Genomic DNA, 12,755 nt, shown 5'->3' on the forward strand with positions numbered 1-12,755 from the left:
GTTTATGAATCTTTGGGTAAAATAATTTCCATGTTTTTGTATATCACATACGCTTTTTGGTTTTACTGGTCGCTTTTGCTGTGGCGGGATCGTCAGGCCAAAAATGTTTGGGGTAGCGACCTTTCATTTCTTTTTTAACTTCTTGGTAACTGCCTTGCCAAAAACTGTTTAAGTCTTTGGTTTTTTGCAGTGGCCTGCCTGCCGGTGAGAGCAGCACTAACGTCAGCACCAATTTACCATTGGCGATAGTAGGAGCAGATTGCCAGCCATAAAGTTGTTGGAGTTTGGTATGAAGTTCTACCTCGCCGTTGTCTAAATATCGTAAGGCGACTGTGTGACCGGTTGCCACTTCGGTCCTGGCCGGAAGCAATGTCTCTAGCGCCTGTTGTTGTTGCCAACTCAGTCTATTTTTTAATATTTGCAGCCAATCTAGTTGTTTCAGTTGTTGCGCACTTCTCACGCCATCCAGAAAGGGGAATAACCATTTATACAATTGGTTTAATAAGGTGGCGTCGGTAAAGTCAGGCCAATCTTGCCCTAATAATTCCCGAGCTCTGCGCACTCTATAGATGAACTGATTGACTGAATCGGACCAATTTAACCACGCCAAACCTTGCTTCGTTATCTCTGACATGATGGCAACTGCGCTTGCGGCACTATCAGGCGATTTCAGCGTCTTTTCAGATACCGTAATGGCACCCAGTTTGGTGTATTCTCGGGCAATCACGCGCTGTAATTCGGTTGACCAAAACACCTCTTGCTGGTGACTAATATGATCAGCAAAGTCAGTCAGTAGTTGCTGTTCATCTAAGGGCGCAGCCAATCGAATGCGAGCGTCAGCATGGTGTTGTAAACTTAAATTAGGAGCGATAAGCCACTGGCTATTATGAGGTTGATGTTGAGGTGGAAAGCTAACGCCAGTGCCATTGACCAAAGAATATGCTTCGGCAGATCGGCGTTTACCAATATAGTCAGGATATGCGGCACACAGAATGTTGCCCAAATGAGGCAGCGCTTTATTAATGTCCGCAGAGTGCAACGACACGCCTAAACGTTTGGCCCAGCGCTTTGCCTGTTGCCAAATAGGGTGGTGTAAAGAAGACAATAAAAACTGCAGGTGATCACTTATCCATACGGTATGACTAAGCTCCTTGATCGGTTTATGATCAATTAGGGCACACACCAGACAACCCAATTGCGTGATAGCGTTTTCCATCTGTTGTGCTTCCAGCAATAAGTTGGCCAACCTTGGGTGCGTTCCAAATTGGTTTAATGCCCTACCTTTAGCTGTGAGTTTGCCGTCTTTGTCCAGCGCCCCCAGCCAACTCAAGGTGTCTTTAGCATATTGAATTTGTGACGATTTGGGCTTATCCAGCAACGCCAATTCGCTTAATTCGTTGCCCCATACTTTGGCTTCAAGATAAAAGCCGGTGACATCGAGTAATAAAATTTCCGCAGTGTGCTGCTCGCTCCGTCGCTGTTGCTGCTCTTGTGACCAAAGTCGATAACAATGTCCCGCAGATTGCCGACCTGCCCGCCCCGCTCTTTGCGTTGCTGAGGCTTTGGAGATGTGTTGAGTGCTGAGTTGCGGTAGTTTTCGTTGCCAATTAAAACTCGCGACCTTTTCTTTGCCTGAATCAATCACCACCGAAATGCCATCGATGGTCAAACTGGTCTCGGCAATATTGGTTGCTAACACAATTTTACGATGGCCCGCAGACGACGGCTTTATCGCGGCAATCTGTTGCTCTTTGTTTAGAGCACCATAAAGTGGCATTACATCAAATTGCGCTCCATCAAGAGTCTGACACAAAGATTCAAGCCGACGGATTTCTGCGGCACCAGGTAAAAATACCAGTATGTCTCCTGTGTGCTCAATTAACGCGTTTTTGATCAGCGAGAACAGTTGAGGTTCCAGCTTCAGTTTCGGATTCACAGGGCAGTAATGCACGCTAACCGGATAGCTCCGCCCTTGGGTTTGAACGACTTCAGCTTCGCTCATAAGCGCATTAACCGGTTCAACCTCCAGCGTAGCTGACATCAGTAGCAAGCGTAAATCTGGCCGCAGTGCTTGCTGAGCTTCCAAACACAGTGCCAATGAAAAATCGGCATGGGCATTGCGCTCGTGGAATTCATCAAAAATAATCAGGCCAATTCCTTGCAGCTCAGGATCACTTTGCAGCATACGCGTGAGCAAGCCCTCAGTAACAATTTCTAGGCGTGTATTGGCACTTACCTGAACCTCACCTCGCATCCGATAACCGACGGTATTGCCAACCTGCTCACCTAATTGCTCGGCCAAATAGTTAGCAATCGCTCTGACCGCAATTTGTCTTGGCTGGAGCATAATGATTTTTTGCTGTTCAAAGCATGCCAGTTGCAATAGCTTCAGCGGTAAATAAGTCGACTTCCCGGCCCCTGGTGGTGCGACTAAGATCACGTCTTTCTCGACCATCAACTCCGCCAGTCTTGGCCAACAACTTTCTACAGGTAACACGTTAGTACACCGAAAATGCTTTATAATATGCAGAGTTTACCGTTCAAGGAGTGATAATGCGCTATTTTTTAGGCTTTGATCTAGCCGTTAAATCTAAGCTCGATATTGACGCATGGCGACACAAAAGCTTGCCGAGCTTTGAGGCAGCCGTACCCGCCAGTAATTTTCACATTACGGCGGTGTTTTTAGGTCAAATCACCGATCGGCAACTTGAAATGCTAAGTTTGGGATTAGACGAGTTAACGATGCAACCTCAGCAGTTTTCACTGGACATGATGGGCTATTGGTCAAAGCCCAAAATTCTGTGGTTAGGCTGCACTAACGTCAACGATTCGGTGTATCAGCTATACACCTCCCTCATTGAGGTGTGCAAAAAATCCACCATCGAGTTGCCTAATCGAGACTATAAACCCCATGTCACCTTAGTCAGAAAAGTCTCAGCTAATCCGCCCGCTGCGTTACTTGCGCCCAATTTTGTAATTAATGTAGATAAATTGCATTTATTTGAGTCAGTGTCGGGGAAGCAAGGAGTGCATTACCCTATTAGACAATCATGGGAAATGCGCAAACCCATTCGTCCGAAAGGTTATAGCTAATGGCAATTAGTGCTTTACCTATGCGGTCAGCCCACCGCACAATAGCTTTATTAAACCGACAACAATGTTGAGAATAGGATATGCAACAAACCTTTAGGTTAGTTATTGACTGCCCAGATCAAGTAGGACTGGTCGCCGCTGTCAGTCAATTTCTAGCGGATAACCAAGCAACGATCGTAGAGGCCAGTCATCATACCGACTCTCAATTAGGTCGCTTTTTTATGCGCCACGAAATTAAAGCAGATACCTTGAACCTCAGCTTAGAAAATCTCAGAAGTGCCTTTGCGCCTATTGCCGAATCATTTTCAATGAATTGGAAAGTCTCAGATTCTCATCAAAAGCAGAAGGTTGCCTTGTTGGCCAGTCACGAGTCTCATTGTCTAATCGATATTTTACATCGCTGGCACAGTGGCGAGTTAGATTGCGATATTCCTTGCATCATTGCTAATCACCCACAAATGAAGCAATTTGCTGATTGGTACAAAGTGCCCTTCCATTGGGTAGATTTTAAAAACCAAGATAAAGCCGTTGCTTTCGCACAGGTCGAAGCTTTATTAGACGAGTATCAGGCAGACTTGACGGTGTTAGCGCGTTTTATGCAAATTGTGCCGGATAACCTGTGCCAAAAATTGGCTGGCAAAGCGATCAATATCCATCATAGTTTCCTACCTTCGTTTGCTGGCGCGAAACCCTACCAGCAAGCCTATGATAGAGGTGTAAAACTGATCGGCGCCACCTGTCATTATGTGACGAAAGATCTCGATGAAGGACCGATCATAGAACAAGAGGTGATCCGCATAAGCCATAGTGACTCAGCTGCAGACATGGTGCGCAAAGGTAAAAGTTGTGAGAAAACGGCGTTGGCTAATGGTGTGCGTTATCACCTTCAAGACCGGGTGATTATTCATAAGAATAAAACTGTGGTATTTGCATAATTGCTTTACACCCCATTACTGCTTCAATATTGCTAATTTGGATAGACAACAATGTGGATATATCTGATCCGTCACGGCGAAACAAACGGCAATAAAGATCGTATCTTGCAGACCCCACAAACCCCTTTATCGGCGCGTGGGCAGCAGCAGGCGAGTCAGCTTGCGGCTTCATTTAAAAACACATCTGCGTCCGCCATATTGTGTAGTAGTCATGTTCGAACTCAACAAACTGCCGCACCTTTGGGCTCTCAGTTGCAATGCCCTGTTATCCTTAGTGATCTGTTGCAAGAACGCAGTTTTGGCGAATTGCGAGGCCGCCATTATGACGATATCCAAGCGGACTTTTTTGCGCCAGATTACCATCCCCCTAATGGCGAAAGTCATCAGCAATTTGCCCAGCGCATGTCGCTAGCTTGGCAACACATACATGATAACGCTCAACGAGTTGACGGGAATTTAGTGGTGATGACCCACGGCTTAGTACTCAGATTTATATTATCGGAAATAGTTTCGATTCCGCAAAAACAACTGGCTGGCGTGAGATTTGAAAATACTTGTGTCACTCAGATCAACAAACAGGACTTATCCAAGGTGCCGATGTTATGTGATGTGAGTCATCTACAGGAGAGACCCTTAGCTTCCGCTGGTGTGGTTTAGCCGTTGGGTATTTAGGTACCTTTGCGGTTAGAAAAATGCCGAATAGCTGACATTCAATTTGTTGTCCACCAGCCCATTGGCAAACAGCGTACCAAATTCATTTGTAGCATCCCACTTATGACTACTTAGCGCTATTTCAACTTGATGCTCGTCTCTTACCCCTTCAAAGCGACTACTGAACATATAGATTTTGCTTTTCGGTAAGTTCAATTCAAACCCTTGTGAGGTTTTAAACTCTGGCGCAGATTGCAACACCATACCGGCACTCACACTGATGGTTTGACTTATTTGATACCTAGGTAGGAATGAATAGCGCTTAAGGCTGATTTTCTGATTGTTGATCCCCCAGTTTAGCTGGCCTTTGGCATAGGTCACACCGCCTTCAAGGGAGAAATTTTTGCTTAGTGGTTGCGTAAGTGCAAGGACATATTCACGATGCTTGCAACCATTAAACTTGATACGCGATTTTTGAAATTCAACGTTAACCGATTCCGGTAAGCCCGATTTAAGCCAGTTTACACTTTGCGCTACGAAGTTTTCTTCTGCTTGGCACGCTCCGCCGATTAGTGCCATAGACAAACATAGATACTTGAACATGATGGCTGACTCACTGGTACGTTTAACTTGATTAAATAATACGCAACAAATGGCCGGTGTAAGGTACGTGGAAATACATTAGGTATACTTAAATATACGCTAATATCAGATTTAGTAATTATAACGACTTTAATTCAATCACTTAGGTTTATGTTATATTTATTAGGCGATCTCTATTTTTTTCGCATATCATCAGGTTCATGGCACTTATACACATTTTGATGCTTAATTTTACCAATTTCACTGCCTTGACCTTTGGCATATTGTGAATTCCACAGCTCTTTTAATTCGGGCTTTTTACCCTGCGCAGCCCAACTGGCTTCGGCTTCTTTTTGTTTTTGGTAATTACGCTGACGATTGCTTTCCCACTCTTTGACCTTTTGCATAAATACCGGATCTTCACCTAGATCATGAAACTCCATTTGCATCTCATTGAGCAAGGTCAATGGAAAAGGCATTATCCGACAAATAGGCTCACCAGCGGCAAACGTGATAGGTGTATCGGCTTGAGTAATACGCCAATTCATAGTGAAAGGAAAAGGCACCCAGTCTGTGCGCACGAAGGCATCAAGAGGGGTAATGGATTGTTTATCATGATTGGCAGGGCCAGAAATTAACAATCCATATTCAGGCGGTGTGCGAAATAAAAAAGGTAAATACCAAGTCACTGTGCCGGAACCAAAATGGGGTACGGGCGCGAAGGGATCATGTTTGGCAGGCTTAATATTCAAGCGGTCGCCGTTTTCCAATCCACTCCAACTTATTTCGACATCAACCGGATTTAGCAACTCCCAGCCCATGGTATTAGCTGCGGTAAGCGGAATACAACGATAAGCATAACGTGCCGGTGTGGCGTCCATCCAATCGCGGGTTGCAGTGCAAGGCCGGATCATCTTTGAGACATCGCGTTTTACCCCAGGAATAACATAGGCGTGAATACGATTCTCAGGTATCGACAAGGGAGATGCGGTTTCGCTGTTGTGGTTCATGCTAATTTCCAAACTAAACTCATTCACACAATTATCGCGGTATCTATGACCTAAATGCAAAAAAAAACCTCATGTTACCAACGCCTTAACACACAATTGCAATTTAATTGATAATTTTGAACCTAATTAAGGTTTTCATCGCTTTGGTTTTTGTTTATGTTCTATGCTCCTGTTTTTAAAGAGTAATCGATCCAATGGCTACGCACGTGTACCAGCAAGATCCGCGCAATGACAGTATATTGATCAATATCAACGGCGAATTATTCCCTCGTAACGAAGCCAAGATTTCGGTATTTGACAGCGGTTTTATTCTCGGTGACGGAGTCTGGGAAGGACTACGATTGCATCACGGTAAACTCGCCTTTGTTGAGCAACACATGAAACGCTTGTATGACGGGGCTAAGGCACTGGATTTAGATATTGGCTTAGCCAAAACTGAATTAATCGAGCGCATAATGGCAACCTGTCAGGCAAACCAGATGCATGATGGCGTACATATTCGACTGATGGTCACTCGCGGTGTGAAAGCAACGCCGTATCAAGATCCTCGTGTGACAATTTCAGCGGCAACCATTGTGATCATTGCAGAGTTTAAAACGCCATTGGCTCCGTCAGAGGCAGGGGTTACCTTGTTCACCACGCATGTGAGGCGCGGCTATCCCGATGTGCAGGACCCCAAGCTCAATACCCACTCTAAATTAAACTGTATCTTTGCTTGTATCCAAGCGGCAAAAGCCGGCGTGGATGAAGCGCTGATGTTAGATCCACACGGATTTGTTGCCACCTGTAATTCGACTCACTTTTTTATTGTTACTCAAGATGAGGTTTGGACGTCCAGTGGTGACTATTGTTTAGATGGCATTACGCGCCGCAATGTGATCAATCTATGTAAACAGCATGGCATAGTGGTCCGCGAGAAAAACTTTACGTTATCTGATGTATACGCTGCAGATGAGGCCTTTATTACCGGCACGTTCGCCGGTCTAACACCCGTATCTGAAATTGACGGAAGGAAAATAGGCACTGGGGACAATTCTAAAACCAAGATCTTGCAGCAGCATTATATAAACCTGATCGAACAGCAGGGATAGCCAATAAATGACAATCAGAATCGCCATGTGGTCTGGGCCACGCAATATCTCCACTGCAATGATGCGCAGTTGGGAAAATCGACCAGATTGCGACGTGGTCGATGAGCCTTTCTATGCTTTTTACTTGCAGCAGACCCAAAGTCCCCACCCGTACTTTGATGAAGTAATACAAGCGCAAAGCAGCAACTATGACACGGTAGCAACACAATTATCGCAAGGTCCCGTCAACGCTAAAATACAATATCAAAAGCACATGACGCACCACATGTTGGCCAATGTTGACCTTAGCTGGACAAAGAATATAAGACACTGTTTTTTGATCCGAGAGCCAAGTGAGATCGTTAATTCTTACACTCAGAGTCGCGGCGTTTGCAGTGCCGAAGATATCGGGATTATACGCCAATCCCAACTATTCGATGAAATCAGCCAAGTGACTGGTCAAAATATTCCAGTGATCAATTCTAACGATGTCCTTCAGCATGCTGATCGGTTGATCCCCAAATTATGTGATGCCTTGCAGGTTGAATTTAGCGCTAACATGCTCAGTTGGCCATCTGGCAGACGATGCAGTGACGGTGTATGGGCGAAACATTGGTACCACTCAGTCGAAGCGTCAACCGGCTTTGCCACCGTGGCTAAAAAAACCTTTACTCTGAACTCGGCACAACAGCGAGTCGTTGATCAGGTGATGCCTTATTACACTCACCTCAAAGCCCATTCAATTTCACTTTAATGGTCAAAAACAACAGACTCTTTGAAAAAGTGCGACCAAGCTTTGCTGAAATGTAAAATTTAAGCAACGCTTACTAACAACTTTGTAACCGTCCTCACTTGTAGTTTTCTACCTATTCTTTAGTATGTGGGGGAACGTGCCGTCACAAGGCATGAAAAATGAAAAATAAAAATACAACAGCACAAATCTGCCTACATAATTAGGAAACCTATGAAAAAATTTGCCCTGACGCTTACTAGCGCCATGCTGGTCACTGCACTTGCTGGATGCTCAGAAAGTAATACTACTCAGCAGACGATGTCTGAAAAGGCCCACACTGAAAAGAGTGAAACCATTACCAACCCATTACTTGCTGAATATAGTGGTCCATATGGCGGTGTTCCTGCTTTCGATAAGATGAAACTTGCGGATCTTAAGCCAGCTCTTGAGAAAGGCATGGAGCTTAATTTGGCTGAAATCGAAGCTATTATTAATAACCCAGAAGCGCCAACATTTGATAATACTATAGTACCGTTAGAGAAAGCGGGCGCAGAATTAGGTCGCGTATTCACCTACTGGGGCATTTGGAGCGCGAATAAAAACAGTCCAGAGTTTCGTGAAATTCAAAAAGAAATGGTGCCAAAGATTTCGGCATTTAGCTCAAAGATAAACCAAAACGAAAAATTATTTGCCAGAGTAAGCGCGGTTTACGAAAGCGACGAGTATAAAACGTTAACCTCTGAGCAACAGCGCGTCACATGGTTAAATTACAATGGGTTTGCTCGTAATGGTGCAACGCTCAAAGGTGAAGCCAAAAAGCGCTACGCTGATATCAATCAAGAAGTGGCTAGCTTGCAAACACAGTTTGCCAACAATGTATTGGCCGACGAAGAAAATTACGTCTTGTTCATTGAAAAAGACCAACTCTCTGGCTTACCAGAGTCGTTTGTCACAGCGGCGGCATCTGCGGCTGCTCAGCGTGGTCAAGAAGGCAAGTATGCCATCACCAACACACGCTCTTCGATGGACCCATTCTTAACCTATTCGACCGAACGTGAGCTGCGCAAAGAAGTATGGGAAACCTACTACAGTCGCGGTAACAATGGCGACCAATTTGATAATAATGAGCTCATCAAGCAAATCTTGACGTTGCGTCACGAGCGCATCAAATTATTAGGGTATGACAATTATTCACAATGGCGTTTAGAAGATCGCATGGCGAAAAATCCGGAAAACGCCATGGATTTAATGCAAAAAGTCTGGCCAGCAGCCATTGCGCGGGTTGAGGAAGAAGTTGCTGATATGCAAGCGGTTGCCGATGCTGAAGGCGCGGATATCAAAATCATGCCGTGGGATTACCGTTTTTACGCGGAAAAAGTACGTAAACAAAAATACGACTTAGATTCAGATGAAGTAAAACAATACTTACAGTTAGATAAGTTACGTGAAGCCATGTTTTATGTAGCCGGTCGTTTGTTTAACTTTAAGTTTACTCCTGTCGAAGAAGGCAAAGTGCCGGTTTTCCATGAAGACGTAAAAGTCTGGGAAGTAACCGATCTAACCAGTGGTGAACACATCGGTTTGTGGTATTTAGATCCGTTTGCGCGTCAAGGTAAACGTTCTGGCGCTTGGGCGACGACTTACCGCAGTTACACCACCTTCGATGGTAAGAAAACTGTGCTGTCATCGAATAACTCTAACTTTGTCAAAGGGCCTGAAGGTGAGCCCACCTTGATTTCTTTTGATGATGCCGAGACCTACTTCCACGAGTTTGGTCATGCATTGCACTTCCTTGCTGCCGATGTGGCGTACCCCACTTCGCATTCAGGCGTAAGAGACTACACTGAATTCCAATCACAACTTTTAGAAAGATGGTTGACTACTGATGAAGTGATCAACAATTACTTGGTCCATTACAAAACGGGCGAGCCTATTCCGCAAGAGCTAGTGGCTAAAATCAAAGAAGCGGCAACCTTTAACGAAGGCTTCAAAACCACTGAGTACATGGCGTCTGCGATCATGGATCTGCTTTACCACACCACAGATCCTGCCAAGATTGATCCGCAAAACTTCGAGAAAGAACAACTTGCTAAGTTAGGCATGCCAGCGGAAGTGGTGATGCGCCATCGCAGCACCCACTTTGGTCATATCTTTAGCAGCGAAGGCTATGCTTCAAGCTACTACGGATACATGTGGGCTGAAGTACTCACCTCTGATGCGGCAGAAGCCTTTGCCGAAGCACCGGGTGGCTTTTACGACAAAGAAGTGGGCGCTAAGCTAGTCAAGCACTTGTTTGCAATTCGTAATGCAATGGACCCAGCAGAAGCTTACCGCTTGTTCCGTGGTCGTGACGCTAAGGTAGAAGCCTTAATGCGTGACCGTGGCTTCCCAGTAGAATAGGTAAATCATGGTTAACAGGAGCAAAGTGACTTTGTTGCTCCTGTTATGTGATTAATACGATGAAAGCGCCAATACCGTTGGCGCTTTTTTTATAGGCGCTGAATGGCCCAATTTAATGCAATAAGACCAATAACCAAAGATCCCATTTTGAGTATCAACCAGCGATAGAAATGAAAATTTCGACATAGATAAAAGAGCGGTAAAGCAACAAGTAGTATTAATAGCTGACCCAACTCCACCCCTAGATTGAAAGCTAAGATAGACACTATTTGGTGCTGCGATGACAAGCCCAGCTCTCCTAAAACGCTAGCAAAGCCCATTCCATGTAATAAGCCAAAAGCAAAGGTAATCCATCCCAATCGCAGTAAAACCGGCCACAGGTTATTCAACGCGGTTAACAATACGGATAGGGCAATACCCACTTCAACCCAACGGGTATTAAATGAAATCCAATTCAGTGCAGTCGCGGTCAAGGTGATAGAGTGAGCAAACGTAAACGCGGTGACTATCCAAGCTGCCGATTTTAGTACTGGTACTAATCTGTGCTGGGCATACCATGTGCCCCCTTCTCGGTACAGCACACAGCTCATCAACAAAACCACTAGAAACAAGATGTGGTCGGTACCGATTAAGATATGTACCACACCTTGATATAGATAAGTGCTAAAGGTTTGCCATACATAGGATTGCTGAGGATCAAAGGTTTTACTCTGCTGTTGTTGGTCAATCACTGCACTCAGGTTCTGTGCACTGTGTTGGCTATAGCCGTCAATATTCAGTAGCAGTTTATGGTCTGGGTCTTGCGGAAAAATACCTTGGTATGTCACCGTCAGGCTCTGTTCTTTGATGTCACCCACACAGATAGCACTAAAATTGATTACCAAGAATCCTTGGTCAAAATGGCTATCAAACTGCAACGGGTACTGGGGCTGTATCTCACAAGGTGTCGCCTGTGAGTCAATCTTTAGATGTTGATCAATATAACTGACAATAGCGCTTTGCCTCTCAAGCACCTCATGCCAACGCAATTCACCATCTCCGCTTGTGTCTAAGCCAACACTGCGTTCCAAGTCGTATAGGCGCAACTGTAATTGGCCATCAAAGGAATTAGAGTGATTTGTTTGGCTTGATAACTGAAGATAGGCGGTACTCAACTGATGAGCAACGCTGGGTGCTGAAAAGACACAACAATATAATACAACCAACAATGCGTAACCTTTATGCATGACTAGATCTCCTGCTGCACTAGAAACGATTGGGCGTATTCAAGTAATTGCTTATCATCAAATAATTTGGCGTGGGCAAAGTTATTTCTGGCCCAAAACAGTGCTTGCTCTGGTTGTAAATCAACATACAAGTAGTATCTGGCAATGTCGGCTGCGTGAAAGTCATCATTGCGTGCAACTCGTAATTGGATTCTTTGCTGCGCTAATGACTGCCATTTACCAGAAGATTGAGGTTTATAATGGGCTTTTTCAGCCATCGCCAAGCGGATCAATAAGCTGTCGTCTTTAAATTCAGATTGTTCAACTATGCTACCGAGCTGCTCAAGGATGGCGTTATAGTTACCAAGTCGCTGTTGAATATCGGCCCATAACACCACGTAGCTAAGTGGTTGCTGTGCTAAATTTTCAGCGCTTATCCACGTTTCGGCTTCGTCAATCCTATCTAGTCGAATTGCCATATCAGCAGCAATTTGTTTTAGCCATGCTTGGGTTTCGATATCGTCGTTTGAACTTTTACCATTGGAGGCTAAACCCCGCGTTTTCAGTAAACTACTGAGCACTTGGTAACTGGCTTGCAGTTTTTGAGGTTGATAACTGGCTGCCTCTAAATTACATGCCGTCGCTAACATCAGGTCGGCAACCCCAACCAATTGTTTGCAGGTATCTAAAGCCTGTTCGATTTGATTTTTCACCAAGTGCAAATTGGCTTTTAGTAGCAAGCCATTGATGTGCCTAGGCGAGATTGATAATAGGCGATCTAGGTGATCTTGTGCTTCTGCAAAGCGATGTTGATATTGTAACAAGCGCGCTTGCAAGTAGTGGCTCAACATGGGGTCGAGCTGCTCCTGAGGAACGCGCGCCATCATGCTTTGGGCTAAAGAGTAGTGCAAATTGGCATTGCCAGGATATTGGCCTTGTTTGATATGCCACATGACGTTGCTCAGACTTGCGGTTGAATTCGCATCATTTAATTGTGCAGGCCAATTGGCTACGACCGTATTAGGTGTTGGCGTAACTGGTTTTGCCATGCTGACACCAGTCACAAGAAATAAATA

11 protein-coding genes are annotated in these 12,755 nt (G+C 44.9%); 6 read left to right on the plus strand and 5 right to left on the minus strand.

Annotated features, from left to right (window positions below; all coding sequences use genetic code 11):
- Positions 1 to 43 precede the first annotated feature (43 nt).
- A complete protein-coding gene (gene hrpB / locus ABD036_RS03735; RefSeq protein WP_343856627.1) occupies positions 44 to 2,497 on the minus strand; it encodes an ATP-dependent helicase HrpB in 2,454 nt (817 codons plus the stop codon).
- A 56-nt stretch (positions 2,498 to 2,553) separates the two neighbouring features.
- Here hrpB and thpR point away from each other — a divergent pair, with 56 nt between their 5' ends.
- From thpR to ABD036_RS03750, 3 genes are all read left to right on the plus strand, one after another.
- Positions 2,554 to 3,093 carry an RNA 2',3'-cyclic phosphodiesterase gene (gene thpR / locus ABD036_RS03740; protein WP_343856629.1) on the plus strand — a complete coding sequence of 180 codons (540 nt, stop codon included), beginning with the start codon at positions 2,554 to 2,556 and terminating at the stop codon, positions 3,091 to 3,093.
- A gap of 80 nt (positions 3,094 to 3,173) precedes the next feature.
- Positions 3,174 to 4,028, plus strand: coding sequence for a formyltetrahydrofolate deformylase (gene purU, locus ABD036_RS03745; protein WP_343856631.1), 855 nt, complete (start codon positions 3,174 to 3,176; stop codon positions 4,026 to 4,028).
- Positions 4,029 to 4,079: 51 nt separating this feature from the next.
- A complete protein-coding gene (locus tag ABD036_RS03750; RefSeq protein WP_343856633.1) occupies positions 4,080 to 4,685 on the plus strand; it encodes a histidine phosphatase family protein in 606 nt (201 codons plus the stop codon).
- Between the two features lie 27 nt (positions 4,686 to 4,712).
- On the opposite strand, the gene ABD036_RS03755 is transcribed toward ABD036_RS03750, so the two are convergent.
- Positions 4,713 to 5,282 (minus strand): hypothetical protein, encoded by a 570-nt coding sequence (locus ABD036_RS03755; protein WP_343856635.1) that lies wholly within the window; start codon positions 5,280 to 5,282, stop codon positions 4,713 to 4,715.
- A gap of 173 nt (positions 5,283 to 5,455) precedes the next feature.
- Positions 5,456 to 6,271, minus strand: a complete 816-nt coding sequence (locus ABD036_RS03760) for a DUF6065 family protein (protein ID WP_343856637.1) — start codon at positions 6,269 to 6,271, stop codon at positions 5,456 to 5,458.
- 194 nt (positions 6,272 to 6,465) lie between these two features.
- Here ABD036_RS03760 and ABD036_RS03765 point away from each other — a divergent pair, with 194 nt between their 5' ends.
- From ABD036_RS03765 to ABD036_RS03775, 3 genes are all read left to right on the plus strand, one after another.
- Entirely contained in the window at positions 6,466 to 7,362 is an 897-nt protein-coding gene (locus ABD036_RS03765; protein ID WP_343856639.1) for an aminotransferase class IV, read from the plus strand.
- Positions 7,363 to 7,369: 7 nt separating this feature from the next.
- Positions 7,370 to 8,095, plus strand: coding sequence for a sulfotransferase-like domain-containing protein (locus ABD036_RS03770; protein WP_343856640.1), 726 nt, complete (start codon positions 7,370 to 7,372; stop codon positions 8,093 to 8,095).
- Between the two features lie 210 nt (positions 8,096 to 8,305).
- Positions 8,306 to 10,474, plus strand: a complete 2,169-nt coding sequence (locus tag ABD036_RS03775; protein WP_343856642.1) for a M3 family metallopeptidase — start codon at positions 8,306 to 8,308, stop codon at positions 10,472 to 10,474.
- An 89-nt stretch (positions 10,475 to 10,563) separates the two neighbouring features.
- On the opposite strand, the gene ABD036_RS03780 is transcribed toward ABD036_RS03775, so the two are convergent.
- Positions 10,564 to 11,700, minus strand: coding sequence for a HupE/UreJ family protein (locus tag ABD036_RS03780; RefSeq protein ID WP_343856644.1), 1,137 nt, complete (start codon positions 11,698 to 11,700; stop codon positions 10,564 to 10,566).
- A 2-nt stretch (positions 11,701 to 11,702) separates the two neighbouring features.
- Positions 11,703 to 12,728 (minus strand): hypothetical protein, encoded by a 1,026-nt coding sequence (locus ABD036_RS03785; RefSeq protein WP_343856646.1) that lies wholly within the window; start codon positions 12,726 to 12,728, stop codon positions 11,703 to 11,705.
- Positions 12,729 to 12,755: the final 27 nt, after the last annotated feature.

The sequence above is a fragment of the Aliiglaciecola litoralis genome (assembly GCF_039523355.1).
GTDB lineage: Bacteria > Pseudomonadota > Gammaproteobacteria > Enterobacterales > Alteromonadaceae > Aliiglaciecola > Aliiglaciecola litoralis.

Bases quoted from the DNA above. Each gene is read 5' to 3' on its own strand.
- ABD036_RS03765 (WP_343856639.1), top strand. From the start codon at position 6,466: ATGGCTACGCACGTGTACCAGCAAGATCCGCGCAATGACAGTATATTG.
- ABD036_RS03780 (WP_343856644.1), bottom strand. From the start codon at position 11,700: ATGCATAAAGGTTACGCATTGTTGGTTGTATTATATTGTTGTGTCTTT.
- thpR (WP_343856629.1), top strand. From the start codon at position 2,554: ATGCGCTATTTTTTAGGCTTTGATCTAGCCGTTAAATCTAAGCTCGAT.
- ABD036_RS03760 (WP_343856637.1), bottom strand. From the start codon at position 6,271: ATGAACCACAACAGCGAAACCGCATCTCCCTTGTCGATACCTGAGAAT.
- ABD036_RS03770 (WP_343856640.1), top strand. From the start codon at position 7,370: ATGACAATCAGAATCGCCATGTGGTCTGGGCCACGCAATATCTCCACT.
- ABD036_RS03775 (WP_343856642.1), top strand. From the start codon at position 8,306: ATGAAAAAATTTGCCCTGACGCTTACTAGCGCCATGCTGGTCACTGCA.
- ABD036_RS03785 (WP_343856646.1), bottom strand. From the start codon at position 12,728: ATGGCAAAACCAGTTACGCCAACACCTAATACGGTCGTAGCCAATTGG.
- ABD036_RS03750 (WP_343856633.1), top strand. From the start codon at position 4,080: ATGTGGATATATCTGATCCGTCACGGCGAAACAAACGGCAATAAAGAT.
- ABD036_RS03755 (WP_343856635.1), bottom strand. From the start codon at position 5,282: ATGTTCAAGTATCTATGTTTGTCTATGGCACTAATCGGCGGAGCGTGC.
- purU (WP_343856631.1), top strand. From the start codon at position 3,174: ATGCAACAAACCTTTAGGTTAGTTATTGACTGCCCAGATCAAGTAGGA.